Here is a 25,336-nt window from a genome sequence, read left to right as displayed (position 1 = left end):
CGGACTGGTCCCGTCCAGCGGGCGGGGCCTACGGGGGCACGGGGACGGGGTCCACACGTGGCATGGCACGCGTGGGAACGGCTGAAGGGCCAGGCGGCGCGGAAGCAGTCCGCGCGCAGGGAGCCGAACCGGCTTCCGGCGGACGGCAACGCGCGGGCTCAGGGACTGGTGGGCGATCAGTGAGAAAGGGTGTATCAGTACCTTCGACGCGGCGCACGGCGGCCTCTGTCACCGCCGCTGCGGTGACGTTGCTTGTCCTGGTCACGGCCGGCTGCACGGACTCGGACGCACGCGCCTACACCGTTCCGGACAAGGTCTGCGGGGTGGCCGTCGACTCGGATCTGCTGTCGCCCTTCCTGCCGGACGGACAGAAGCTCACCCAGCGCGCCTACAACTCCGGTCAGGAGAGTCCGCGTTGCCGTCTGTCGGTGGACGGCAAGCTGGTCGTCTACCTGTCGGGCGACGTCGTCCCCGCGGAGACCGACCCCATCAAGGTCCAGGACCGGGCCCTGCTACGTCTCGGCAACCCGGCCTCCGTCGACGTCGGTGACAGTGCCAGGGTGGCGGACAACGGAGCGATGGCGGTGGGCACTTGCACGTACGAGGGCCGGCAGCGCAAGTTCGTCACGTTGGTGCAGCTCCAGGAGAAGGTTCCCGGGAAGACCTCGCGGCGGCGGGATGCGTTGCGCTCGTTCCTGGGGGCCTACTTCCCTGGGGCGATGGCCAAGCAGGGGTGCAGGCAGGGTAGTTGAGCCATTGCCAGGAGGGAGGCGGGGGCTCGGATGGGTTCCCGGATGCCCCGCTCGCGCCAGTGCCTGGCGGCATCCCTCAGTCGGCTCTGAAGCTCACCGGCCGGTCATAGCTTGAACACTCCTCGCCAGGTCCAGCCTGCGGCGAGGACGGCGTCCCGCAGCGGGTCGGTCATCTCCCGAGTGTCGAAGCGGAAGACCTCGACCTTCTGCCGACGGCCGTCGGGGCCCTGTTTCGTCTCCCACTGCCGGTACGTCGCGGGTGCATTCCCACGTCCGTACTGTGCGTTGGCGTTGTCGGACGAACGGTTCTCCCACCGCTCGTCGAGGAAACGCACTTCGTTCTTCTCCGGGTTCAGGCGCATCCGGGTCTTGAGTCTCACACCTACCCGCTGTACCTGGCACTCCGCCACCAGGTCGGCCTTCTCCGCCGGGAGAGCGTTGCGCACGCGGTACGGCACGTCCGGCACGTTGAGTGCGAGCAACGCTGCCCGGACCTCCGTGCTCGGCAGTGGGGCGACCCCGCTCTCGGGCTGTTTTGTGCCGGTCAGTCTGTCCCAAAGACGCCCCATCCCTAGGCCTCCGTCTCAGTATCCGGGCGAACTGTGCGGATCCTCGATGTCCGACAGGGACAAGTACACCTGCGACTGGACGAGATCGCGGCGCGTTCCGTCGATCACGGAGGTGAAGGGCAACCGCTGGGTCAGGGTGGGCGCGTCGGCAGAGCCGACCTCTCGGCGGTGTGCCGTCTCCACCGACTCAGACGGTGAACTCGTCCTTGGCCGCCTTGGCGCTGACACCCACCTCGGCACCGGCGAACCCGTCCGCTCCCGCCGCCCACCAGTTCGGGTACCTGATCCGGTGCCCGGTGGATCACCGATCACCATGACACGCAGTACGGCCGGAACGAACCGCCCGGAGGCCCCAAGGATCAGCTCCAACCCGGCAAGCCCACCCCGTGCCGTACGGCATTCCTGCACAGCTCCTCGACGGCCAGCTCCACGGAATCGCCCAACTCATCGAGTTTCCAGTGCTGTTGGACCCATACGCGGGTACGGCGCCGGGCGTCAGTGATGGGGTGGCGGGAGTCGAGTACGGAGGCATCCCAGCCGACTCTGGTGGGGATTTCATCGAAAGGCCCCCGCACTGACTCAGACGGCCTGTGGAGGGGATGCGGAGGTTGGTCGTTCCCGTTTGGAATCGGTCAAGTGAAGCTGATCCATTGGTAAATTGAGAGGCCGGTTCCGCCATGTCGAAGCACGCGAGATAGCTCGCCGGCCTTCGTCAGGACGAGGGCGGAGCAGACCAACGGGGAGGGGCCGCGCATGGCATGGGACGAGTGGGAGCAGCTGAAGTCCGAGGCGGCTCAGAAGCAGTCGGCGCACATGCAGCTCAACCAGCTCACGCCTTCGGAAGGCGGTGGGGGCGAGGGTAAGAGCGCGTGGGGCGACCTCACTGTCAGCCAGAAGGATCTCGCCGCGGTCGGATCGGCGGCACAGGACTTGTTCGACGACTTCGGGCAGTACAGCGACTACGCCCGTGTCGCCTCCGTGACTGCCGCCGGAGGACTCAAGGACGAAGGCTTCGCGCTCGGTGGAGCGCTCGATCATGTCGCGGAGCGCTGGGTCGACCAGGTGCAGTCCCTGCTGGACGCCTGCGCGCACATCTCGAACCACCTGCGGTTCACCAAGAACCAGCACGCGGCCGACGAAAGCTACATCGCGGGCACTCTCAGCAGCATCTCCCTGCTGGACAAGGGCTTCGACCACAGGACGGACCGCTGATGGACCTCGACGCTCTCCGCTTCGGTAACTTCTCGAAGCTCGGCGAGGCGATCACCGACTGGGAACAGATGACGACAAAGCTCGCGAGCCTCAAGGAGGACGCGGAGCGCAACCTCAAGGGCAGGGCGGACAAAGCCAACTGGTCCGGCGTCAACGCCACCGTCACCCGCGAGTTCGTCGACAAGACGGCCGCCGAGTTCGGCGACGCGCACACCCAGGCTGACTCCATCACGAAGATCCTGGCGGATACCCGGGGCGAACTCATCGGTTTCCGAACCCAGTTGAACGATGCGATCACGCGGGCCTCGCAGCAGAACCTGAGCGTGATCGACACGGGCGACGGCACGTTCACCGTCACGGGGAACACCCGGCCCGATTGGGCGTCCGACCCCAGCGGAAAAACCGGCGCGACGGATCAGAAAACGGTGGATGCCCTCCGCGACGAGATCCAAAGCATCCTGACCAAGGCGACGCAGAGCGACCAGAGCGCCGCGAAGGTCCTGAGGCTTCTTGTCGACGAGGCCAAGTACGGCTTCGCCGACGCCTCCTACGCGGACCGGGACGAGGCGGCAGAGGCCGTCGCGGCTGCGGAGAAACTGGCGAAGATGGCCAAGGACCCGGCCGACATGAGCCTCGACGACATCGCCGACTTCAACCACACGATGGCTAAATACCACGACGACTCCCTGTTCGCGGAGCAGTTCGCGACCCGTCTGGGGGCCAAGGGGACGCTCCAGTTCTGGACCGAGATGGCCTCCGCGCACGCCGGCGCCAGGGGCTCGGAACTCAAGACGATGGAGGACCTACAGGCGAACATGAGCCTGACTCTGGCCACGGCGTCCTTCTCTGACTCAGACGCCATGCGGGACTGGAAGAAGGACCTCATCGCCGAGCGCAACACGAACTTCCGTGCCGCCGACTCGCCCAACCCGATTGGCGCCCTGGGCTCCCAGGTCATCAGCAGCCTCATGCGCCAGGGCACGTACGACACCGAGTTCCTCGACGACTACCGGGAGAAGCTGTTCAAGGCGGACAAGGCAGCAGGGGACGCCGGCACCCGTGACCTGTGGGTCAAGGGGTACGACGCCGTGGACCTCGTCTTCGGCGACGGGAACGGCAGAGACCCGCTGGAGGGGCTGTTCGACGGCCTCTCCCACAATCCCGAGGCGGCGGAGCACGCCTTCGAGTCCAAGCCGGATCTGGAGCACATGCTCGGCACCACCGGCTACACGGACCGAGGCGAGTCCCTCGGTCGCGCCCTGGAAGCCGCCGTCACGGGAGTTACCGACGGTGACACCAACTCCATGGCACCGGGACACAGCGTGGCTCAGGTACAGATCATGGCGAACATCATGGAGGCGGTGGCGCAGCCCGGCGAGGGCTCGGACCTGGTGGCACGGGGTTTGGGCGAGAGCTTCGGAGACATGGCTGCTGCTTATATGCCGGAGATCAGCCAGGCCCTGTCCGGCCCTCACTCGAATTCCGTTTTCCTTACGAACAGCGAATGGCCTGACGCATTCCGGGGGGAGCACGTCCCAGATGTGGTGAGGTTCCTTTCCGCGACATCCGCAGACCCTGCAGGCAGGGCCGGGATTATCTACGGGGAAAGTATCTACACCGGCAGCCTGCTCGAATCACACCTTGCCGACCCGTCCTTGTTCGACGGCCCCCGCGAGCAGGTTCTCGCGGATATCGGCAGGAACGCGGGCGTCATCGAGGGTATCGTCGGGCATTCCGTGGCAGACGGTGATGTCAAGGCCGCCGTCGACGGGGAGACGGAATACAACAAAGCCTTGGCCCAGAAGGGGGATGCCGCCAAGAGTTGGGTCAATATCGCTTTCACAGGCCTCAAGCTCCCCGAGTATCTGGGCGGCGAGGTCATGGGTTCCGTGGTCGGCGGAGCAGCCGGAGCCGTTGCGGGTGGGGCCGTTGACCGTCTCCTTGAAGGCCAGCAGATGCATGGAGCCAAGGATGAAGGGCTGTACGCGAGCGCCAAGAACCTGTACGCCATGCGAGACTCCGTCAGCCAGCAAACGCAGTGGTCGACTGACGACGCACTCGCTCGGCATCATGCGGACCTACCCAAAGATGGCACCGACGGTATCGTCGGCAACGCCGTCAACGAAGGATGGGACGCCAGTAGTGAGTACCTGAGCAACACTAAGGAGCGTCCCTGATGGAGACGTCACAGACGAGCAGAACGCAACTCGGCACCTGGCCGAGCGTAAAAGCCTTCCTCCTAGTCCTGTTGTTTCCTGTGCTGTTCTGCGGCGCTGGTTGGGCTTTCCTAAACAAAGGTCTCTATCTACTCCCGAACAAAATGTGCGACGGCACCCTTGAGCGGGACACGGTCAAGCAAGTCCTACCAAAGGCCCGATCGGCCGACAGCGGCTTCAACAGCCAGGGCGCGGGGTACAACCTCACATTCTCGTGTCACGTGACCACCAGTAACGATTCGATTCTGTCCGGGAAGGCGCAGGTCGAGCCGGTATCCCGCGATAAATGGCTCGAATCCTATCGAGGTTCCGGGAAGCAGAATCAGCTCATCCGCGTCTCCGTGGGCAACATAGAAGCCCTGGCCCAGATCGATTCCAGCGAAAACACTTCGTCGGTGTACGTGCCCTGCACTCCGCCCAGCGTCCCTTCGTACAACTCCACCCAACCGTACGCAGTGGTCGGTGAGACCTGGATCAGCAATCCTGCCAACACCAAGAGCGTGCCGCTACGACAGACCCTCACCGATTTCGCGTATCAGCTCGCCCAACACACCTACAAACTGGCCGAATGCCAAGGCACCCACGATTTTCCCCAGGAACTGCCACGCTACGGAGACCGTTGATGGACGGCGACGAGATACGGTCCCGCTTCGACGGCCGGGGCCGCGTCGAGCTCCGGCTCGATGCGTCAGCACGGCCTCGCGCCAAGGACATCGCTCACGCACTCGGGTACCAGCTGCTTTCGAGCGGGAGAATCTCCCGATGGGTTCATGTGTTCGTTTTCCAGCGCGACGACGACCCGCGGGCACGCCACCGAGCTGAGCAGACCATCGAGCGGATGCGGGCGGGCGGCCCGGTCCTGCCGGACGGGGAACTGCCTGCACCCCCGCCTCCACCTCCGGCACCGGCACCGTCCCTCACACCCCGACAGCCGGAGCCCCGCCCCCACCGGTCGCTGGAACCTCAGCCCCCTCCGCCCGTAGGCCCGCCTGCTGTAGGCCTGCTTGGCCCCCGGATCCCTTCCCGCCCGCTGTACCCGCCGCCGCCTCCACCACCGCCTTCCGCCACACCGGAATCCTCGGAAGATTCCAGTCCTGAGAGGCGGTCGTGACGCTATGAGGTCTGTGGTGCGGTTCACGGCGTTTGACCGGTCCGCTCCAGACGGTCTGGCGTAACTCGGGTGGTCGGGGGCGCCGACCTACGCGTTCGGGATGGTGGGCGCATGTCTCGGCGAGAGTGGTGACCTGCATGCACTTGGTGGTCCTGAACTGGGCCTCGCTGCAGGAGTTGAGGAAGCCCGGCAAGGCCGACGACAGTACCGATCCCGATCGAGTTCGAGGTGCCGGAAGACTGACGAGTCGCGCCTCCTGGCCCGACACGGCGCCCCCTCCCCCCGAGATAATCGACGAGTCCGTGGCACCTACGGGGCGGGCGGCAACGTCCGTCATGGTGACCGCCCGCCGCGAAACCGGCTTCGTGGATGCTCCGCTCTTCACACAGAAGTCTCGGGCGAGGAGTTGCGGGCGGGCCTGCTCGGCCGCGAGTGGACCCCCGGTCGTGGGCAGAACGGTGGCCTCGAAATCGGCAAGAGGGCACTGCGTACCCGAAGCGGCTCCGGTTGACGAGCCGGCCTCGCCAAATCGCCCGGTCTGGTCCAGAACTTCGATGTGCCTTCGACCTGTCACCGTCTGCACCACCGAGCCGCTCACCACGCGATGTGCCCGAGCCTCAACCACGGCAAGGCCCCTGACAGGAGGACAGGTCATCCGTGCGCCGTCTTCGGTTCACCGTGTGGAAGAACTGCCCGGAACACGAACACCGGGGTGGGCACCTCCCGTGCGTGCCCACCCCGGTGTTGTTGTCAACCTGTCCTACTCGAAGAAGCTGGCCGCCTTCTTGTCGCCGCCGCGGTAGTCGCCGCCGGCCTGGTGCACCTTCTGTGTGATGGACAGCAGCGCCTGGTGGATGGCAGTGGTGTGGCCGTCCCACTCCTTCGACTTCCGGTTGAAGGACTCGTAGGCGTCACCGGCCCAGCCCTCGGCCGCGTCGTGGACGCCCTTCTTCAGCGCCGTGAGGTCGCTCTCCAACTGCTTGGCCAGATTGCCGAGTTCAGTGGCGAGCGCGTCCAGGGTGCCGTACTTGACGGCGAGATCCTGCATGTGCGGCGTGCCAGTCATGTTTCCTCATCTCCTTGACGATGTGAGAGGGACCTCGCGGTCCGGGGTGCGACGCTCGGGGCGGTCAGTAGAGGTTGAGCGCCGAGGTCTTCGCACCGGCGTCCACTTCGATGCTGGAGATCGTGGAGTGGAGTTCGTCCTCCAACTTGTCCTTGTCCTGCTTGGTGAGGTGAATTCCGTTCAGGAAGTCGTCGAGCATGCGGCCGATCCCGACCATGTGGTCGTTGATCTCGTGCTGCTTGGTCTTGAAGGCGTTGGCACCGTGTCCCGTCCAGTTCGCCTCGATCATGTCGATGCAGCCCTGGAGCTTCTGCAGGTGCTTCTTGACGTTGTCGTACCTGTCGATGACGTTCGTCTGGAGCTTTTGTACATGTGCATCATCAAGCTTGCGGCCGTCAGCCATCTCGGCACTCCCTTTCGCGAGAGAGATTGGTGTTTCTGGGACGCAACACCGAGTGGTGAAGCGCTGGTTGGTCGGGTGAGCCCGGTGTACGAGCTCTCATGCACCTCGCCGCGAGCGAACCAACGCGAAGGCTCCACCGCCGAGCACGACTACGGCCGCTGCGGCGCCGAGAGCGATCCACAGGGTGGTGTTGCCGGACGAGTCGGAGGTCGATGCTGCGGCTGAAGTCTGGCCGCCTGAGGTGGGGTTGGGGGCTTTGGACGAGGGTGCGGTCGAGGGAGAGGGTGCCCCGGTGACTCCGGTTCCGTTCTCGACACTGAGAGGGTCTGTGGAGGCCGCGCCCGGATTGATGCTGTTGCTCTCCAGCACCTTGCGGGGGCGGATCAGGCCGTAGCCGAGGTAGTTGCTCGGCTTGCTTTTCGGCCAGTCCCTTCCTGCGGTGTCGATGAGGGTGCGGAGGACCTGATTGGCCGTCCAGTTGGGGTGGGCGGACCAGATCAGGGCGGCGGAGGCAGAGGCGATGGCGGAGGCCATGCTCGTTCCTTGTTCTTGGCAGTACGAGCGGAACGTTGCGTCACACCAATACGGCACGTCGAGCCCGGGAGCGGCCAGATCGACATAATTGCCGTACGTCGAGAACGATCCGACCTTGCCATTCTTGTCTGCGGCAGACACCCCGACTACATAAGGGTAGGCAGCCGGGTAGTTGATGGGGTTCTTCTTGTCCCCGTCATTTCCGACGGCAGCGAACAACAACTTTCCCTTGGAATAGGCGTACTTCATCGCTGCCTCTTCGTCGGGATAGATATAGGGACTACCGACGGACATGTTGATGATTTTGGCGTCTGTGTCAGCCGCAGCCCTCACCGCTTCCGCTACCGCCGGCGACTTTGTGAGCTCTTCGCCCTTCAACTCGTCGCCCTGGACCCGGTACGGCACAATCTTCGCGCCCGGAGCGAGGCCCTTCAGACCGCCGCCAGCCCCAGTTCCGGCGATAAGTTCCGCCATGCTCGTTCCGTGTCCCATGAGATCTTTGGTGGCGTGGTAAGCGACGGTTTTCGGTACCTCGTCGACGAGCACCTGCCCTTTCAGGGAAGGAGTCTCAGGGTTGACCCCCGAGTCGATGACGGCCACCTTCACGCCCTTGCCTGTGCTTACCTTCCACATCCCGGTAGCGTCCATCGCGTCCAAGTACCACTGCTTCGAGTGGACGTCGGCAGCAACCGCGCTCGGAGCCAGCCCTGAAGACATGACGGCGAAGGCACCGAGTGCGGCGCACACGACAGACACCCTTCTTCCGGCACGTCCTGCGGAAGTTGGAGTCAATCTGCCCCTTCGGCTGGTCCCTGTCATACCTCTGTGAGTCCTCGCTCGTCGTTCAGTCGGTCGCTGGTGGCGCGTTGCGGCTCTGCGTCTCGGCCTGGCGTTCATCCTCGCGGTCTTCACTTCTCGTGCGCCGCCGATTTCCCGTTCGGCCATTCACGGTCCCAGTACTGCCTCCGGTAAGTCCGGTACTTCTTCCTCCGGAGGTCCGGTTGTTGGGCGTACCGACGACCCCGTCAGGGTTGCTCGTGGCAGGACGGCCGGGCTGCCTCTGGCCGACAGCGGATGTGGAGCCCGAAACTCCGATGACCCCACGTTGCCCGATCTTGCCGGTAGGCGTACGGGCTCCGGAGTTGCCTTCCGCGCCGACGACCGTGCCGCGAGGCACCCTGGCACCGGTTGATCCCGAGGTAGCACTCGCTGCGGGTTTACCGCCGACAACACCTTTCCCACGTGCCGCCCCCGTGGAGCCCACTCCACCGGGGCGGCCCTCGGCAGCGCCAATAGGACGCGGCGTCCCACCAGTAACACCTCGCGCGACGGGTGACCTACCCGCCGCCGGCCCACCGCCCCGGACGCTTGGCTGCCCAGTGGCAGCCGCGCGACCCGCTGGGCCCGTGGCGCCCCGCGCGGTGGCAGTGCCGTTGGGAGTGGCAACGCGCCCCTGGGCCGACAATGGCCCCTTGCTTCCAGACACTCCACCGAATGCCGATGTTCGACCGACAGGTCCACCGAAGGCGGGAGGGACGCTTCCTGTCGCAACGGGCGGAACCGTCCCGGTGTTGCTCCCGCCGGGACCCGTCACCGATGGCGGCATGTTGGTCGGCGTCGTGACCGTCTGGGACGGCAGAGTGCCCACTCCGTCGATCTTCGTGCCGACATCGTGGTCCGTGTGGACGGGTAGGTCGTCCGGATGCTTGACCGGTGACGCGACGTCGACCGTATGGGGGCGACCACCCACGACACTCGAATTGTCATGGCTGACCACCACCGCCTCACGCGAGGTGCCGAGACCGCTCCTGGTCTGCGTTCCGCCCCCGTCGCCGGGATTGTGTTCCCGCACAGCCGGCCTAGGCACCCCCACATCCGGCATAGCCTGCAAAAACGTAGGCGGCTCCTGTGCCGCCAACACCCCCTCCGACACCGTGTAGAAGGACGACAACCGATTCATCTGGTTGATCGCCTCCTGTCGGTCCTTCTCGACCTTGACCGCCTCGGTGTACTCCCCGTTGCCCGAGACGCGCGCGGGCAGCGGAATGTCGCTGGGCGTCTGGCTGGTGTTGAAGCGGGTGTCGCGTGGCGGCATGGCGATACGGACGGAGGCGAGGCCCGTGGCCGCGGCCGAGATCTGGGTGCCGGCGACTTCCGCGAAGGACGCGAGGTTGACGGCGTAGGTGACGAGGTCGCTGCCCCAGTCGCGGAAGGCCTGACCGGAGTCGCCCTCCCAGTCGACGTTGTCGATGTGGCCTCTGAGTTCCTTGGCCGCGTCGCTGATGGCGTCGCGGGCTTCCCAGAGCGCGTTGCCCGCGTTCTCCAGGTGCTCCGGGCTCGCGGTCTCGACCATGTCGATCATGTCGTTGAGGCGGTGGTTCTCGAAGTCGGTCGTGCCGAAGCACCGGACGTTGCCGCCGCCGAAGATGTTCGAGATGGTGTTGGCGGCATCGATGACGCCGACCTGCTGGGCCACCTGCGTCAGTTCCGCCTGGTGCGGATTCGGCTGCTTCTGCTCGTCACCCATCAGTACCCGGCCTTGGACTGCTTGTCGTCGGAACGCCCCTGCTCGGGCTTGCCGTTCTTCGCCGCCTCCGCGGCCTGCTGCTCCCGCAGCCCGTCGGCGTGCTCACGACTGAGCTGTGTCTGGATCTCCCAGAAGCGGCGCCGCTGGTCCTCGTCCACGTTGTGGAAGTTGTTGTGCGCGGCGCTCACCGCGATTTGGAGCGCCTCGATCTGGAGGCCCAGGTTCTTGGAGAGCGCGGTGAGACGCTCGTGGACCCGCTCGTACTGTGCGTGCAGGCCCTTGGCCTCGCCGAAACTGCCGGCACCGCCGAAGGAAGCCTGGGTGAGCTCGTGCGCCCCGACCTTGTGCGCGCTGCCCGGTGAGCTCTCGAAGGTCGAAAGCACCCCGTCCACACGCTTCTTGAACGTTCCGAGCGCTTCCAGGCTTGCCCTGAAGCCCCCTCCACCGTCAACAGGAGGCATGATGCCCTCCCCTCCCCGTTTTCGTCGCCCGCTCCTGAGCGACTGCACTCCTGAGCGTTCCTCTCCGCAACGCAACTACTCTAGTCGCTTCCTGTGACAGCCCCAACTGCCTTATGCGACAGCTGTGCTACCACTCGACCAAGCTTCACCGCTCCTTCACGGCGTGCCCTCGCGTTCACCTGGGCCGCTGCCGCCCCTTGACGCTATGTGACCCGCAGGTCGGCGGCCTGAGTACGGCTACTCAATTGATGGAGCCGTACACGTGTGAGTGGTCGTTGCTGCGTGGCCATTGCGAATGGTGTCGTCCGGTTCCGTCAACTGCCGCCCCTGGATTGCTTCTTCGCAGGTCGCGCCCTCTTGACAGGCGGGCGGAGGGCCGGGAGGCGCGGAGGGGCGCCGGACGTCAGTCCAGCCCCGCGACCCTCCGCGCCCGCTTGCGCGCGTCCCGGGTCGCCACCGCCGTGCCGCCGAGTCCCGCCACCAACACGGCCGCGCCCAGGGCGACATAGGTCGCGAGGCGGGCGTCGTGTTCGTCGGGGGTCTCGCCGAGTTGGAGTTTCGCGGGGGACGGGGCCTGGGCCTTGGTGAGGCCGTCCTGGGCGTTGGGGGACTCGATCGGGTGGTCGTCCTCGGTGAGCGCGCGGACCGGGTCGACGACGCCCCAGCCGACGAGGCGGTCGTGGCCGGCGATGGTGCGCTCGGCGGTCTGCTCGATCTGGGCGACGACCTCGCGTGCGGTCCAGTCCGGGTGCTTCGCCTTGATCAGCGCGGCGACACCGGAGACGTACGGCGCCGAGAAACTCGTACCGTTGTCGGAGCAGTGACCGCCCTTGGGGACGGTGGAGATCATGTCGACGCCGGGTGCCGCTACGCCGACGAAGTCGCCGGACTGGGAGAAGGACGCGCGTTCGTTGTTGCGGTCGGAGGCCGCTACGGCGAGGACGCCCGGGAAGGACGCCGGGTAGGTCTTCTTGACGTTGCCGCCCTGGCCGCCGTTGCCCGCCGACGCCACGACCACGATCTTCTTCGACAGGGCCGTGTCGATCGCCGACTCCAGGGAGGGGTCGGGCTTCACCGCGTTCGACGTGTCCTGGGAGATGTTGATGACGTCGGCCCCGGCCTGGATCGCGTAGTTGACCGCGGCCGTGAGCGTCTCCACCGTGCCGTGGCCATCCGCGTCGTTCTGCTCGATCGGGATGATCGTCGCCTCGGGGGCCAGGCCCACGAAACCGGTGCCGCTCACCGCGCGGGCGGCGATGATGCCGGCGACCTTGGTGCCGTGTCCCACGGTGTCGGTCGTGCCGTTCTCGCTGCCCCGCGCGATCTTGTCGCCGTTGCTGTCCTTGAGGTTCTTGGGCAGGAGGTTACGGCCGCTCTTCACGTCCACCGCGTGGGCGAGCTGGGGGTTCTTCACGTCCACGCCGGTGTCGATGACCGCCACCCGTACGCCCTTGCCCTTGGACTGGCTCCACAGCTCGTCGAGAAGGACGCGTTGCAGGGCCCAAGGGCGGCCCGGGTACACCTTGTTGGGGAACGTGCACTGGTCCGAGAAGCTATCGTCCGCCGCCGCGGGGGGCGCGAGCACGACGGTGGACACGGCCAGGGCCGCGGCTACGGCGGCCAGCGCCGCCGTAGCGCGGAGGGGGCGAGGGAAGCGGCGGGAAGTCGTGTACGGCATGCCCAACTCCCCCTACGAACCCTGCGGTTGACGTGCCGCCGCCGTCGAGAGGCGGGGACCCGTGGGCAGGAACTCCGACCACGAGGCGGGGATCGGCGCCGGGTCGACGTCGGCGTAGCCGAGGCGGATCTGGGCCTGCTCGGCCTCCTGCTGCTCCTGCTGGCGTTCCTTGGCCGTCGTACCGATGCCCGCGTCGTTCGTGGCACTGTCGGCGTTGGACTGCAGGACGTAACGCAGCCCCGTGTCGGTGACCAGGAAGACGGGGCCTGCCTTGGTCTCCTCGCCCTGGAACTGGCGGAAGAGCTGGCCGGAACCGGGGGTGACGTAGGCGCTGGTGGAGTCGGTGGGGAGCGGGGCCGGGAAGTCGGTGCCCGCCCAGGTCGTCAGGGTGGTGACGCCCTTGCCGTCCACCTTCTGCAGGACGTTGCAGATCGTGCTGCGGCTGCCGGACGCGGCCGAGGCCTCGTTGACGGCCGTGGGTTCCTTGGTGGGCCAGCGGTTCTCGGCGCCGAAGGTCCCCTCTGGGGTGATCTCGCCCGCGCTCACCCCGGTGGCGTGACCGGCCTGGCCGAGCGGGGCCAGCTCCTTGCTGGACAGCAGAAGTTGGGCGACGAAGGCGGAGACCTGCGCGACCTTGCCAGGAAGCACTACGTAGTAGTGCTCCCCGCTGGCGTCGGACGCCTTGAGCACCATGCCCGCCCTGTTGGCCGACGCGCCCAGCTCGCCCGGGGCGCCGGCGGCCGTACCGGGTGTGGAGCCGATGGACGGGAAGGTGATCGGGTCGCCCTGGTGCAGGGTGGCCAGCCACTCCTGGGAGACGCGCTCGGGGTCGCGGCCGGTGCCGACGACGGCGCGCAGCAGCAACTCGTCGCTCTTGTCCACGCGGTACGCCGTGCCGCTCGCGTCCACCACGTAGCGGTTCTTGTCCGGGTCCACCACGTAGAGCAGCTCTCCGCCCCGCAACCGCTGCTTGCCCTCGGTCTTCTTCATGTCGCGCTCGGCGAGAACCAGCGCCGCCTTCTGGATGGAACCGCCGCCCGCGCTCGGGCGCTCGCACACCGCCCAGCGCTTCTCGGCGCCCGCCTCGCTCGCCGAGGGAAGCCGGTCGGGGGCGTACGGGATGCCGACGGTGACGCCGTGCGGGATCTTGCCGCCGTCGAGGACCGACTCGTCGACGGTGACGACCTCGCCCTGCCCGGCGTTGAGGAGCAGCTTCGCGGACGCCATGTTGAGGACGGGGTGCAGCTGGGCCTTGCCGTCGGTCGTCAGGACGACGTAGCGGGTGGTCGACTTGCTGGCGATGATCACCTTTGACTTGGGGGTGGCCCAGCCCTGGGGCGCCGTCGGTTTGAACATTCCCCAGGCGCCGAAGACCGCCATGACGACCACGCCCACGATAACGCCGGGCACCACTCCGCGCAGCGGTCGCGGTGCCCCCTCCTCCGAACCGTCCGGGGATGACTGCACGAAGGACGCCAGCATGCGGCGCTTCGCGAAGGTGTAGGCGTTGAGCTGGTCCCGCCGAGATGCCATCTGTGTCTGTCTCTCCCCGTGTTCAGCCTGGGCAGCGCTCGGGAGTTCGACGTCCCCCGCCCATCGATGTCAGACCGGGCACCTACTATGCCTGGTATCCGCGGGGACATGTGGAGCGGGTAGGGTACCTGGACCTTCAGGGGCCCTATGTGGTGCTGAAACAGCAGTGAGTTGTGAGTAAAACGGGGGGATGGAGTGATGGCTTCCGGAACGCGGACACGGTCTCGTGACCGGTCGCGGACGAGGGGCTCCGGGACACCCGGACCGGGGTCCGCGCAGCCGCCGTCCGCGGCGGGCGCATCGCCCCAGGGACCGGGCGGACTTCATCTCAGGACGCACCGCGGACAGGGCGGGGCATTCCGGTTGCAACGGCTCGTTCTGCTGGAGCTCGCGGCGGCCGTCCTCCTCGTCGGCTGGGCGATCGCCCCGATGGCGCTGGTGCCGGCGGGTGTCGTCGCCGTGGCGCTCGTGCTGCTCGCCTTCGTCCGGCGACGCGGCCGTTCCCTGCCCGAATGGATGGGTACCGCGCGGGCGTTGCGGGCGCGGCAGAAGAGCGCCGCGAACACGGAGACACCGCCGGGCACGGAGCCCGGTCTCGCACCGACCGTCGAGTGCGACCCGACCCTGCGGACCTACTCGTACGGTGGCCGGGACCGACGTCCGATCGGGCTGATCGGGGACGGCACCTTCGTGACCGCCGTCGTACAGGTCGAGGCCGATGTCACCGCGCTGCGCGCCGACCGGAACCGGCAGCCGCTGCCGCTCTCGCTGGTGCGGGACGCGCTCGAAGTGGACGGTATCCGGCTGGAGTCGGCGCAGCTCGTGCTGCACACCCAGCCCGCGCCCGCGCTGCACCTGCCCCAGCACTCGGTGGCCGTCACCAACTACGCGCCGCTGCAGGAGCAGACCGGCGCCCCGGCGGTGCGCATCACCTGGATCGCGCTGAAGCTCGACCCCGAGCAGTGCCTGGAGGCCGTGGCCGCGCGAGGCGGCGGGCTCACCGGAGCGCAGAAGTGCGTCGTGCGCGTCGCCGACCACCTCGCGAGCCGCCTCACCGGTGCCGGCTTCCGCACGACGATCCTGAACGAGGAGGAGCTCACCGCCGCCCTCGCCACCTCCGCCTGCGCCAACCCCCTGGTGACGGCGGAGGCCGGACGGACCGACACACGGGAGCGCCGGACCGAGGAGTCCAGCCGGAGCTGGCGCTGCGACAACCGCAGACACACGACGTACTGGATCCGCCGCTGGCCCCAACTGGGCGGTCGCGGCCCGTCGTTGCCCCAGCTGATCGCCCTGCTCACGGCCACCCCGGCGCTCGCCACTACGTTCAGCCTCACGCTCGCGCGCGGAGAGCGCCAGGAGGTGTCGATGTGCGGGCACCTGCGGGTGACGGGCCGCAGCGACGACGAACTGGTCGCGGCACGGCGCGCGTTGGAGGGCGCGGCACGGCACACGGGCCTGGCGCTGGCCCGCCTCGACCGCGAGCAGCTCCCCGGAGTGCTCGCCACCCTGCCCCTCGGAGGTGCCCGATGACCGCGCTGACGATGCTGCGCAGCGGCCTCGGCCTGATCGGTCCGCGGCACGGACGGCATGTGCTCTCCCCCGAGCAGGTGGACGCGCTGGCGCTGCCCATCGGGGACGACGGCGTCGTGATCGGCGTCGACACCGAGGGACAGCCCGCGGTGCTGGGCCTGAACCGGCCCACTCCGTACGACGTCGTCCTCATCGGCGGTCTGTGGACCGCGCAGGTCATCGCCCTCAGAGCGGCGGCGACCGGTGCGCGTGTCGCCGTGGAGACCGGCCGCCCGCAGGCCTGGATGCAGATGGTCCACGCCATGGGCGGCGGACAGAACGGCCTGGCGGTGTACGACGTGGGCCGCGTCCAGCCGCAGGGTGCCTCGGCGGGCACACCCGTGCTCGTGGTGCGGGACTGCGGAATGCGGCCACCGCGCGGGCGGGTGGTGTCCGGGCCCTGGCAGTCGGTGCTGACCCTGCTGCCGTATCTCAGTCCTGTCGCGCCTCGGCTCATACGGCAGGCGCGGCTCGTCGGGGTGCAGCGGATCTCGCCGGACGAGGCGGCGGAGCTGGGCCGCGCCATGGCGCTCCCCCGGGCCGACGTCGACTCCCTGCCCACGCTCCCCGACGGCGTCACGCTCTGGTGCGGCGACCGCGACCGGCAGTATGTGATGACCCAGCCCACGGACGCCGAGATCGGATTGTTGGGTACACCACGCAGGATGGACTGAACCGGCGGACCACCGACCGAAGTTGAGCGATTCAGCCCCTTTCATCCCTTCTTCCGTAGCGGACGTGCGCCACTATCTCCCGTTTTGCGCGACGGGACGGTGGCCACATGCGCCGGTTCCGGGCGTCATGTGGCGCGTTGGACGGACGCGGAGAGGTGGACGGGCCTGCCGTGAGGTTGCTTGTGGTGATTAGGCTGGGACCGGGCGCCGCGTCAGGGCCCGCGGCCGGACCGGCAGCGCTTCGGGGGACGGGCCGGGCGGATCCGATCGATTCGGGCCGCCGACCGACCGTTCCCGACGCTTTCGGCGGACCGGGCCCGTACGACACGAGCGGTCGCCCCAGCACGACATGAGGGTGCTCGACCACATCAGGAGGAATTGTGAGCAGCGATCGGGACGGGATCCGCGGGGGCTGGGCCACGCCCGGCGATGACCAGCCCGACGACGAGTCCGCCATCGAGATGACGGGCGAGTTCACGATCGACTACGCGCCGCCGGCCTGGTACACGCAGAACTCGTCCGGCGCGTCGGGCGCGTCCGCGCAGGCCTCGCCGCCGCCGACTCCGGCGAGCGGTACAGCGATGCCGCCCTCGCCCCCGGCGGCTCCGGTCGGACCGTCGTTCACGGTGCCTGTGCTGCCGGACAACTCCGGTTTCCAGCCCGGCTGGGCACCGTCGGCCCCGGTTCCGCAGCCCGCGGTCCCGGCCGAGGAGGACCCCGAGAACGGCGACCTCGTGAGCGGCGCGACCATGCGGATCTCTTCCGCCGCGCTGAAGCGGGAGATCACGGAACGGGGTGCGGGGCCGGACAGCACGCCGGAGCAGGGCGACGCGGACCAGGCCAACGCGGAAACCCCGGCGGCTCCGGCTCCGGCCGAGGGTTCCGTGGGCGACGAAGGTTCCGTGGAAGGCGCCGAAGGCTCGGATGCCGGTGCCAGTACTGGTGTCGGTGCCGGTAACGCTGAACCAGGCTCCGGGGAACCGGAGTTCGAGGCCGAGGTGCCGGATGACGGCGTCACCGAGGGCACCGACGCCGCCGAGGTAACCACCCAGGACGAGGACACACCGGTCGCCGACACGGACACCGGTGGCTCCCCGGCTGCCGCGAACCCCGCCGACGGCGAGAGCACCGACGACACCTCCGCGTCCACGGCATCCCCCGCCCCGGACCCCACCGCCGACCAGACCGACGCCCCGGCGGATGACACGGCGAGCGACACGACCGGCGACGCAGCCGGTGACCTGGCCGGCGCCCCGGAACACGAGCCGAGCAACGCCGACGCCACAGCGCCCACGCCGCCCGAGGCCGACTCCCCCCAGGCCCCTCAAACCCCTCAGACCCCTCAGACCCCTCAGACTGACGCCCCGGCCACGGGTGCCCCCGGCGACGCGCAGGAAGCCCCTCCCGCCTGGACTCCCCCGCCGGCCCCGCAGAGCGGTGTCCCGCCGTTGCCGCCCTCCTACCAGCCCGCCGCCCCGGCCCCGGCCGACCACTGGCCGGCACAACCTCAGCCGCAAGGCCAGGGGCAGGGCCAGCCTCACCCCCAAGTACCGCCGCAGCCCGTGCCGTTGGACGCCATGGCACCCCCGCCGCCCGTGCCACCCGTACCGCAGCAGCCCGTCGCGCCCCCTGCCCAGCCGCCGTTGCCGCCGCAGCAGCAGCAACCCCCGTTCCAGCCGCAGGCACCGCAACCCGCGCCGGCCGCCTGGAACGCACCGCCGGCGCCGAACACCCAGGGCGGCTACGGCTTCCCGCCGCCACCGGCACAGCAGACCCAGCCCCAGCCCGCCCCCAACGCACCGAACCAGCAAGGCGGTTACGGCTTCCCCCCTGGCCCCGGACAGCAGGACCAGCAAGGCGGCGGCTACGGCTTCCCGCTCCCGCCCGCGCAGCAAGCCGGTCCCGCCGCCGCACCCCCGAACCAGCAGGGCAGCTACGGCTTCCCGCCGGCACCCCCGCAGCAGGCCCAGCCCGCCCCCAACACGCCGGACCAGCAGGGCAGTTACGGCTTCCCCCCTGCGCCCGCACAACAGGGCCAGCCCCACCCCCAGAGCGGCTACGGCTTCCCCCCTGCACCCCCCGCGCCCGCACAGCAGGCCCAGCCCGACGCGCCGCAACCTCCGCAGGCACCCCAGCCGCAGGCGCAGCCGCCCGCCCAACCCCCGGTCGACCCCCGCACCGGCGCCGCCTGGCCCCAGCCCATTCAGCACGACCAGCGGCAGCCGACCAACCCCGGTGCCGCGCCGCTGGGTTACACCGCCGCCGTGGAGCTGTCGTCGGACCGGCTGCTCAACAACAAGAAGCAGAAGGCGAAGAGCGGTCGGCCCGGTGCCGCGCCCTCGCGGTTCAAGCTCGGCGGCAAGAAGGAAGAGGCCGAGCGGCAGCGGAAGTTGGAGCTGATCCGGACGCCGGTGCTGTCGTGCTACCGGATCGCGGTGATCAGCCTCAAGGGCGGTGTCGGCAAGACCACGACGACCACCGCGCTCGGCTCCACGCTTGCCACCGAGCGCCAGGACAAGATCCTCGCGATCGACGCCAACCCGGACGCCGGCACCCTCGGCCGCCGGGTGCGCCGTGAGACCGGCGCGACCATCCGCGACCTGGTCCAGGCGATCCCGTTCCTCAACTCGTACATGGACATCCGCCGGTTCACGTCCCAGGCGGCCTCCGGTCTGGAGATCATCGCCAACGACGTCGACCCGGCCGTCTCGACCACCTTCAACGACGAGGACTACCGGCGCGCGCTCGACGTGCTGGGCAAGCAGTACCCGATCATCCTCACCGACTCCGGTACCGGTCTGCTCTACAGCGCGATGCGCGGTGTGCTCGACCTCGCCGACCAGCTCATCATCATCTCGACACCGTCCGTGGACGGTGCGAGCAGCGCGAGTACGACGCTGGACTGGCTGTCGGCGCACGGGTACGCGGACCTGGTCTCGCGCTCGCTCACGGTCATCTCCGGTGTCCGCGAGACCGGCAAGACCATCAAGGTGGAGGACATCGTCAGCCACTTCGAGACGCGCTGCCGGGGTGTCGTCGTCGTGCCGTTCGACGAGCATCTCGCCGCCGGTGCGGAGGTCGACCTCGACATGATGCGGCCGAAGGTACGGGAGTCGTACTTCAACCTCGCGGCCCTGGTCGCCGAGGACTTCGTCCGCCACCAGCAGATGCACGGCCTGTGGACGAGCGACGGCAACCCGCCGCCGGTGGCGGCCCCGCCGATGCCGGGCCAGCAGGGCTACGCGGGACAGCAGCCGTACCCGGGCCAGCAGCCGCCGTACCCGGGCCAACAGCCCGGACAGCCGTACCCCGGGCAGCCCGGCCAGTACCCACAACAGCCCCAACCTCAGCCCGGACAGCCGTACGGCCAGCAGCCCTACCCCCAGCAGGGTCAGCCCCCGGCTCAGCAGCCCGCGCCGCCCTACCCGCAGCACCCGGGGCAGCAGCAGGCCCCGCCGTACCCGCAGCACCCCGGCCACGCACAGCCCGGCCAGACCCCGCCCCCGCCCCCGGCGGCACCCCCGCAGCAGTAACCCCCACCGCCGAACGCGAAGGGCGGCCGGTGCTCACCAGCACCGGCCGCCCTTCGACGTCGTAGGAAAGAGAACGTGACCGAGACCGGTTACCCGGCGTCGGGCTCGTCCGTCGCGTCGCCCGTGTCGCCCGCGTCCGCCGAGATCAGTTCCCGGCAGCGCTTCACGTCCTGGGCGATCTGCTCCAGCAGGCCCTCCAGCGATTCGAACTTCGCCTGGCCGCGCACGAACGCGAGGAAGTCGACGGCAACATGCAGGCCGTACAGGTCGAGGCCGACGCGGTCGATCGCGTACGCCTCCACCGTGCGCTCGGTGCCGTCGAACTGCGGGTTCGTGCCGACGGAGATCGCGGCCGGCATGGCCTCACCCTCGACGTGGAGGTAACCGGCGTAGACGCCGTCCGCCGGGATCGCCGTGTGGGGCAGGGTCTCGACGTTGGCCGTCGGGAAGCCCATCTCACGCCCGCGCTGGGCGCCCCGCACCACGACACCCTCCACCCGGTGCGGGCGGCCGAGGATCTCGCGGGCACCCTCGACGTCGCCCTCGGCGACCAGCCGCCTGGTCAGTGTGGAGGAGAAGGGCTCGCCGCCGCCCGCCGCACCGCTCACGTAAAGATCCACCACCTCTACCTCGAAGTCGTATGTCTTGCCCTGCTCGATCAGGAAGGCCACATTGCCCGCGGCCTTGTGGCCGAAGCGGAAGTTGGGGCCCTCGACGACCGCCTTCGCGTGCAGCTTGTCCACCAGGACCTTGACCACGAAGTCGGCCGGGGACAGCTTCGAGAACTCTTTGGTGAACGGCAGGATCAGCGCCGCGTCCACCCCCAGCTCGGCCATCAGTTCGGCACGGCGGTGGTGCGGGGCGAGCAGCGGCGGGTGGCTGCCCGGGCGCACGACCTCGCTGGGGTGCGGGTCGAAGGTGACGACGACCGAGGGAACGCCCAGCTCACGGGCGCGCTCCACGGCATGCCGGATGATCAGCTGGTGCCCGCGGTGGACCCCGTCATAAGAACCGATGGTGACGACACTGCGCCCCCAGTCCTCAGGGATGTCCTCCAAGCCACGCCAGCGCTGCACTGTGACCGCTCCTCATCGAACCCGTGTCCGTATGTAGACCTGTGTCATTGACCTCTTACGCAGGTCTAAGGGTGCCATGCCGGGGGCCTGTGGCCCGCATCGGCCTGGAGGCTGTGACCGGGCGCACGTACCAGAGCCGCTACGCGGGAACCCCCACCCCGGCCAGGTTCTCGATCATGCGCCGCGTGCTGGGTCCGACCACCGCCGCCCAGTCCTCCGGGGTGTCGGCCAGCCAGCGGGCCATCAGGGCGGCGAAGCCGGGCACGTGGCGGCCCAGGTCGACGAGGCCGCGGTCGAAACGGGTCGCGCCCGCGGGGGTACGGACGAGCAGTCGGCCGGTGCGGTGGACGAGGTCGCGGATCTCGTCGTCGTCACGGCGGCCGGCCGTGTGCAGGAGTGCGTCCAGTACGGCGGGGTCGTGCTCGTGCGTGAGCAGGAACTCCAGGAGTTCGCGGCGCAGGGGGCGCGAGGCCGGGGTGCCGGGGGCGGCGAGCACGGGGGCGAGGGCGGTCCGCGCCGATGCCGGGCCGCCGCCCAGGAGGCCGGTGACCAGGGGGAAGAGGATCGCCCGGGCGGCGGGGCCGCGCTCCAGGCACCGGTCGACGTAGACGCCGAGGTGCGCCGCCGTCTCCGGCCACCGTACGGCGGTCCCGCGCACCAGGGCGGCGGCCCGGCGGGCGAGGTCGGGGGTCGTGACGTCGGCGAGGGTGCGGACGGCATCGCTCGCGTGCGGTCCGTGCAGGCGGGCGCGGAAGGCCTCCAGGACCGGTTCGGGGTGGGTGGTCAGGGCGGCGGCCAGCGCACTCGGCGGGAACTGGGGGTCACCGGACACGAAGTGCCGTAGCGCCTGCGGGAGATGGCGGGTGCGGGTGTGCGGATCGCGGACGAGGAGGGCGAGCGCGCCACCGTGCAGGGTGGAGTCGGCGGGGCGGGCCAGCAGGAACTCGGCCGCGTAGCGCAGGAGTTCGCGGTCGGCCTCGGTCCGTACGTGTGGTGCGGCCCGCAGTCCGTACGCCACCGCCGCCACCCTGCGCGCCGGCCGCTCGTCGTGCGCCCACCGGTCCACGGCCCGGCACACGGCCGACGGCTCCTCCTCGGCCAGTACCGCGAGGAGTTCGTCGGCCCGCCCGTGCGCACAGCCGACGAGCACCTCCGTCAGATCGTCCAGCGCCCGCCGCCGATGCGTGTGCAGCAAGGCCTGCGCGGCCGTCGCCACGGTCGCCTCCGGCGTCGCGGGCAACGCCCGCTCGTCGTCGAACCACCGGGTCAGCAGCGGCTGTACGGCGGCGGGGTCGGCGGCGAGCAACTCGGCGGCGGTGTCCAGGAATCGGGGCGGGGCGGTGGCGTCCTGCGGGGCGTCGTCGGCGAGCACGAGACGCCGTAGCAGCTCGAATCGTTCGACCTGTGGCAGCTGCAGCGCGGTCCAGAACTCCGGTGCGAACTCCTTCGGTACGGCTGCCTGTTGCTGCCTCCGGGCCACCAACTGGTCGGCCAGCAGCCGCAATGCGTTACCGTACGGCGTGGCATCGGGCACCCTTCGCAGCACCTCGGCGAGCAGGTGTGCGGCCCACCAGGAGTCCTGGTCGGCATTCAGGGCGTCCGCCAACTCTTCCAGCCTCAGGGCGAGTTGATGGGTGCCGTGTTGCCGGGCGAGGAGCAACAGGGCCTGTACGACCGGGCCGATACGGTGGTGCGGTACGGGGAGGGGGTGCCCGGAGCGTGGTGTCCGGGGCCGGTGCACCAGGGCGCGCAGTGCCTCGTCCAGGTCGAGGTGCGTGCCCTGGATCCAGTCGGCCAACTCCTCGTGGGCGAACCGGTATCCGGTACCGGCCGGCACGAGCAGCCCTTCGGTGAGGACGGCGGACGCCCACCCGGTACCGCCGCCGAGCCGAGCCGGTGCGGGTCCCCACGGGAACACCGCCTCGAACGACTCCCGGTCCAACTCCCCCTGCCCCGGCCCGAGACTGCGCCGCGCGGCCTCGTGCACCTGCCCGGACACCTTCGCGGCGAGCCTTCGTACGGCGGTGCCGCGCAGCCCGTTCTCTGCGGCGAGCCGGACCGCGATCCGGAGGCACATCAGGTCGAGGTAGGCGGCGAACACATCATCCCGGTCGAGTTGCGCACCCGGGGTGGAGGGCAGCGCGGCGAGCACCTCGGAGAGGAGCCGGAGGGTGAGGGGGTGACGGGCGTCGGCTTCGGCGAGGACGCCCTCCGGCACGGCATACGCTGCGCGAGCTCGGCGCGCTTCGTGTGACCCAAGGTCACCAAGCTGAACGCAGGCCGGGGTCACCCCCCTGGGGGCTGCGCCCCCAGACCCCCCATCGGCCTGAACGGCCTCGTCCTCAAACGCCGGACGGGCTGAGTAGTGCGGACCGGCGTCATCAGGCGCGGGCGCCCCGGAGCGAGCCGGATCGGCCGCGTCAGACGCGGGCGCCCCATGGAAAGGCGGACCCACACGGTCAGCCGCCGGCGCACCGAAGGAAACCGGACCGGCACCGTCAGCCGCGAGCGCGCCGGGGTGAGCCGGACCGTCCGCCTCACACGCGGACGCCCCAAAGGGAAACTGACCTGCGCCGCCAGCGGCAGGCGCACCGAAAGAGATCGGACCGGCACCGTCCCCCACAGGCGCCCCGGAGTAAACCGGACCAGCACCATCAGCCGCAGACGCCCCGGAGCAATCCGAACCCGCCCCGCCAGCCCCGGCCTTCCCTGGCAAAGACCCGCCGTACAACAACTCCCCCGGAAACCCCGCCCCCGCCCCTTCCCAATACTCCGCCCGACACCCCACCACCAACCGCGCCCCACTCCCCCGCAACCACTCCCCCGTCCCCCCGGTCCACTCGGCCAACCGGTGCGCCAGCACCGGCGGCATCTCCTCGGGGCCGTCCAGAAGCAGCAGCAGGGGGCGGCCGGCGTCACGGGCGACCCGGGCCAGGCGTTCGGGGCTGACGTCGCCGAGGTCGCGGGAGCCTTCCGGCGGGGAGACGGACGCGGCGACGATGCGGGCCGCCCGTTCGACCGTCCTGCGTACCGCGTCCGCGACCGAGGTGTCCCCGTCCCGCAGATCGGCGCCGCGCAACCACAGCGTGGGAGCCGGTTCGGCACCCCCGTTGCGCCGTGCGGCGAGCGCCGCGAGTTCCGTCGTACGGCCGCTGCCCGGTGCTCCGACGAGGCCCAGCACGGCGGCCGGGCCCGAAGTGAAATCGGCGAACTCCCTTATCACCGAGGGGCGTTCGACCGGCTCCACCACACACGAACCGTCGCTGTCACGGCCGGGACCGATGAACCCCGCGAGTGCACCCGGTGGCCCGTCCGAGCCCACCGAAGTCGCCGTCAGTTCCAGGACGCCCGCGAGGTTGAGGTCGGCGCCGTACGCGGGCACCGTCGCCGCGTTGCGGGCGAGGAGTTCGGTCAACGGGTCCCCGGGATCACGGACTTGGCGCAGGGGTACCGCGAACCCCGTGTCCCGTTGGCCGGACTGCAGCGCCGTGCCGAGGACGCCGATCACCGCGCCGGTCGCGGCGTCCAGGACCGGGCCCCCGGCCGCTCCCCCGCCCAGCCGCAGCGCGTCCCGCCCGGCCGTGCCGATCGCCAACTCCAGGGCGTCGTCGAGGAGATGGAAGCGGTCGGTGGCCGTGTAGGTCACGGAGGTCGCGCCCAGGAGGCGGGCCTCGCGCCAGCGGCCGGCGGCGACGCGTACGTAGGTGCCGGTCTCGACGCGGTCCCGGACGGTGACGGGGAGCGGGTCGACGCCCAGGCCCTCGGTGCGGACGAGGGCCAGGTCGAGGGCGGGGAGCGGGGTCACCGCGTCGGCCGTCACGAGGCAGGTGCGGTCGCCCGCGGCGTGCAGGACGATGCGGGGCAGTCCGTCGACCGCTTCGTGGCTGGTGATCACCGTGCCGTGGTGGTCGGCGACGAATCCGGTGCCGCGCGGGCGCCCGGCGAGGTCACGGATGCGCACCAAGGACTCGTCACCGGCTGCGAGGGTGGCCCCGGCCCCGTCAGCAGCATCGGGTGCCGCGCCGATCACGTCGCCAACAGCGGGTGCGGCGCCGTGCGTTGATCGCGCCGACGCCCGTGTGTCCTCCCGCGTCCGACGGCCGCCGCCCGTCCGCGGGCTCCGTCCCGCCATGGTCGAACCTCCCCGCCCGCCCCGCCGTACCCGTGCCCTGTGTTCGACGGTAGGCGTGCCGTGATCAGCGGGACAGATCGCGTGGTGAACGCGCCCCCTTCCGCTCCCTCGGTTCACTCCGAGCGCCTGCCCGGACGGGTGAATAGAAGCGGAGGGTTGGATACACCCTAGGGGTGGGGGAACCGAGGGGGGACCGTGGAGCGGCGGGAACGTAGACCCCGTGACCGCCGCTCCACGGGCGGGACTTGGGACTCCGCCCCGCCCTGGCCCTGTCTTCGGTCCTACCC

The 25,336-nt window shown here is 69.5% G+C and carries 18 protein-coding genes; 7 read left to right on the top strand and 11 right to left on the bottom strand.

Annotated features, from left to right (window positions below):
• Nucleotides 1-242: 242 nt before the first annotated feature.
• Nucleotides 243-752: a hypothetical protein gene (locus tag OG588_RS36585; protein WP_405950960.1), complete on the top strand. Its 510-nt coding sequence runs from the start codon at nucleotides 243-245 to the stop codon at nucleotides 750-752.
• A gap of 104 nt (nucleotides 753-856) precedes the next feature.
• Here OG588_RS36585 and OG588_RS36580 read toward each other — a convergent pair whose 3' ends face one another.
• Both OG588_RS36580 and OG588_RS36575 read right to left on the bottom strand, forming a co-directional pair.
• Nucleotides 857-1,321: a hypothetical protein gene (locus OG588_RS36580; protein ID WP_405950959.1), complete on the bottom strand. Its 465-nt coding sequence runs from the start codon at nucleotides 1,319-1,321 to the stop codon at nucleotides 857-859.
• A gap of 15 nt (nucleotides 1,322-1,336) precedes the next feature.
• Entirely contained in the window at nucleotides 1,337-1,504 is a 168-nt protein-coding gene (locus tag OG588_RS36575) for a hypothetical protein (protein ID WP_405950958.1), read from the bottom strand.
• A gap of 570 nt (nucleotides 1,505-2,074) precedes the next feature.
• Between OG588_RS36575 and OG588_RS36570 the strand changes: the two genes are divergently transcribed.
• From OG588_RS36570 to OG588_RS36560, 3 genes are read left to right on the top strand one after another with little or no spacing between them, the layout of a single operon-like run.
• Complete coding sequence (locus OG588_RS36570) at nucleotides 2,075-2,533, top strand: hypothetical protein (RefSeq protein WP_405950957.1); 459 nt, start codon at nucleotides 2,075-2,077, stop codon at nucleotides 2,531-2,533.
• The gene (locus OG588_RS36565; RefSeq protein WP_405950956.1) at nucleotides 2,533-4,710 is read left to right on the top strand and encodes a hypothetical protein; all 2,178 of its coding nucleotides are present in this window, start codon (nucleotides 2,533-2,535) and stop codon (nucleotides 4,708-4,710) included. Before OG588_RS36570 ends, OG588_RS36565 begins: the two co-directional genes overlap by 1 nt.
• The gene (locus OG588_RS36560; RefSeq protein ID WP_405950955.1) at nucleotides 4,710-5,372 is read left to right on the top strand and encodes a hypothetical protein; all 663 of its coding nucleotides are present in this window, start codon (nucleotides 4,710-4,712) and stop codon (nucleotides 5,370-5,372) included. The genes OG588_RS36565 and OG588_RS36560 overlap by 1 nt, the downstream gene beginning before the upstream one ends.
• Before the next feature lie 1,248 nt (nucleotides 5,373-6,620).
• Here the strand turns inward: OG588_RS36560 and OG588_RS36555 are convergent.
• The 7 genes from OG588_RS36555 to eccB all read right to left on the bottom strand — a co-directional run bounded on the left by OG588_RS36555 (nucleotide 6,621) and on the right by eccB (nucleotide 14,062).
• A complete protein-coding gene (locus tag OG588_RS36555) occupies nucleotides 6,621-6,926 on the bottom strand; it encodes a WXG100 family type VII secretion target (RefSeq protein ID WP_366098952.1) in 306 nt (101 codons plus the stop codon).
• A gap of 64 nt (nucleotides 6,927-6,990) precedes the next feature.
• Nucleotides 6,991-7,329 carry a WXG100 family type VII secretion target gene (locus OG588_RS36550; RefSeq protein WP_019064778.1) on the bottom strand — a complete coding sequence of 113 codons (339 nt, stop codon included), beginning with the start codon at nucleotides 7,327-7,329 and terminating at the stop codon, nucleotides 6,991-6,993.
• Nucleotides 7,330-7,425: 96 nt separating this feature from the next.
• Nucleotides 7,426-8,610, bottom strand: coding sequence for a S8 family serine peptidase (locus OG588_RS36545; RefSeq protein WP_405950954.1), 1,185 nt, complete (start codon nucleotides 8,608-8,610; stop codon nucleotides 7,426-7,428).
• Between the two features lie 97 nt (nucleotides 8,611-8,707).
• The gene (locus OG588_RS36540) at nucleotides 8,708-10,390 is read right to left on the bottom strand and encodes a hypothetical protein (RefSeq protein ID WP_405950953.1); all 1,683 of its coding nucleotides are present in this window, start codon (nucleotides 10,388-10,390) and stop codon (nucleotides 8,708-8,710) included.
• Complete coding sequence (locus OG588_RS36535) at nucleotides 10,390-10,851, bottom strand: hypothetical protein (protein WP_399196045.1); 462 nt, start codon at nucleotides 10,849-10,851, stop codon at nucleotides 10,390-10,392. The genes OG588_RS36540 and OG588_RS36535 overlap by 1 nt, the downstream gene beginning before the upstream one ends.
• 403 nt (nucleotides 10,852-11,254) lie before the next feature.
• Nucleotides 11,255-12,529, bottom strand: a complete 1,275-nt coding sequence (mycP, locus tag OG588_RS36530) for a type VII secretion-associated serine protease mycosin (protein ID WP_405950952.1) — start codon at nucleotides 12,527-12,529, stop codon at nucleotides 11,255-11,257.
• Between the two features lie 12 nt (nucleotides 12,530-12,541).
• Nucleotides 12,542-14,062: a type VII secretion protein EccB gene (eccB, locus tag OG588_RS36525; RefSeq protein WP_405950951.1), complete on the bottom strand. Its 1,521-nt coding sequence runs from the start codon at nucleotides 14,060-14,062 to the stop codon at nucleotides 12,542-12,544.
• Nucleotides 14,063-14,260: 198 nt separating this feature from the next.
• Between eccB and eccE the strand changes: the two genes are divergently transcribed.
• The 3 genes from eccE to OG588_RS36510 all read left to right on the top strand — a co-directional run bounded on the left by eccE (nucleotide 14,261) and on the right by OG588_RS36510 (nucleotide 19,841).
• The gene (eccE, locus tag OG588_RS36520; RefSeq protein ID WP_405950950.1) at nucleotides 14,261-15,595 is read left to right on the top strand and encodes a type VII secretion protein EccE; all 1,335 of its coding nucleotides are present in this window, start codon (nucleotides 14,261-14,263) and stop codon (nucleotides 15,593-15,595) included.
• Nucleotides 15,592-16,308: a hypothetical protein gene (locus OG588_RS36515; RefSeq protein WP_019064771.1), complete on the top strand. Its 717-nt coding sequence runs from the start codon at nucleotides 15,592-15,594 to the stop codon at nucleotides 16,306-16,308. The genes eccE and OG588_RS36515 overlap by 4 nt, the downstream gene beginning before the upstream one ends.
• Nucleotides 16,309-16,688: 380 nt before the next feature.
• On the top strand, nucleotides 16,689-19,841 hold the full coding sequence (locus tag OG588_RS36510; RefSeq protein WP_405950949.1) for an SCO5717 family growth-regulating ATPase: 3,153 nt from the start codon (nucleotides 16,689-16,691) through the stop codon (nucleotides 19,839-19,841).
• An 89-nt stretch (nucleotides 19,842-19,930) separates the two neighbouring features.
• Here the strand turns inward: OG588_RS36510 and OG588_RS36505 are convergent, their stop codons facing one another.
• Both OG588_RS36505 and OG588_RS36500 read right to left on the bottom strand, forming a co-directional pair.
• On the bottom strand, nucleotides 19,931-20,917 hold the full coding sequence (locus OG588_RS36505) for a bifunctional riboflavin kinase/FAD synthetase (RefSeq protein ID WP_405950948.1): 987 nt from the start codon (nucleotides 20,915-20,917) through the stop codon (nucleotides 19,931-19,933).
• 139 nt (nucleotides 20,918-21,056) lie between these two features.
• On the bottom strand, nucleotides 21,057-25,049 hold the full coding sequence (locus OG588_RS36500; protein WP_405950947.1) for a trypsin-like peptidase domain-containing protein: 3,993 nt from the start codon (nucleotides 25,047-25,049) through the stop codon (nucleotides 21,057-21,059).
• Between the last annotated feature and the right edge of the window lie 287 nt (nucleotides 25,050-25,336).

The sequence above is a fragment of the Streptomyces prunicolor genome (assembly GCF_045162825.1).
In the GTDB taxonomy this organism is placed as follows: domain Bacteria; phylum Actinomycetota; class Actinomycetes; order Streptomycetales; family Streptomycetaceae; genus Streptomyces; species Streptomyces prunicolor.
The sequence above is the reverse complement of the archived record's forward strand: the minus strand, read 5'-3'. Positions and strand labels throughout refer to the sequence as shown.

Bases quoted from the DNA above. Each gene is read 5' to 3' on its own strand.
- OG588_RS36570 (WP_405950957.1), top strand. From the start codon at position 2,075: ATGGCATGGGACGAGTGGGAGCAGCTGAAGTCCGAGGCGGCTCAGAAG.
- OG588_RS36550 (WP_019064778.1), bottom strand. From the start codon at position 7,329: ATGGCTGACGGCCGCAAGCTTGATGATGCACATGTACAAAAGCTCCAG.
- OG588_RS36555 (WP_366098952.1), bottom strand. From the start codon at position 6,926: ATGACTGGCACGCCGCACATGCAGGATCTCGCCGTCAAGTACGGCACC.
- eccE (WP_405950950.1), top strand. From the start codon at position 14,261: ATGGCTTCCGGAACGCGGACACGGTCTCGTGACCGGTCGCGGACGAGG.
- OG588_RS36515 (WP_019064771.1), top strand. From the start codon at position 15,592: ATGACCGCGCTGACGATGCTGCGCAGCGGCCTCGGCCTGATCGGTCCG.
- OG588_RS36580 (WP_405950959.1), bottom strand. From the start codon at position 1,321: ATGGGGCGTCTTTGGGACAGACTGACCGGCACAAAACAGCCCGAGAGC.
- mycP (WP_405950952.1), bottom strand. From the start codon at position 12,529: ATGCCGTACACGACTTCCCGCCGCTTCCCTCGCCCCCTCCGCGCTACG.
- OG588_RS36535 (WP_399196045.1), bottom strand. From the start codon at position 10,851: ATGCCTCCTGTTGACGGTGGAGGGGGCTTCAGGGCAAGCCTGGAAGCG.
- OG588_RS36500 (WP_405950947.1), bottom strand. From the start codon at position 25,049: ATGGCGGGACGGAGCCCGCGGACGGGCGGCGGCCGTCGGACGCGGGAG.
- OG588_RS36540 (WP_405950953.1), bottom strand. From the start codon at position 10,390: ATGGGTGACGAGCAGAAGCAGCCGAATCCGCACCAGGCGGAACTGACG.
- OG588_RS36565 (WP_405950956.1), top strand. From the start codon at position 2,533: ATGGACCTCGACGCTCTCCGCTTCGGTAACTTCTCGAAGCTCGGCGAG.
- OG588_RS36560 (WP_405950955.1), top strand. From the start codon at position 4,710: ATGGAGACGTCACAGACGAGCAGAACGCAACTCGGCACCTGGCCGAGC.
- eccB (WP_405950951.1), bottom strand. From the start codon at position 14,062: ATGGCATCTCGGCGGGACCAGCTCAACGCCTACACCTTCGCGAAGCGC.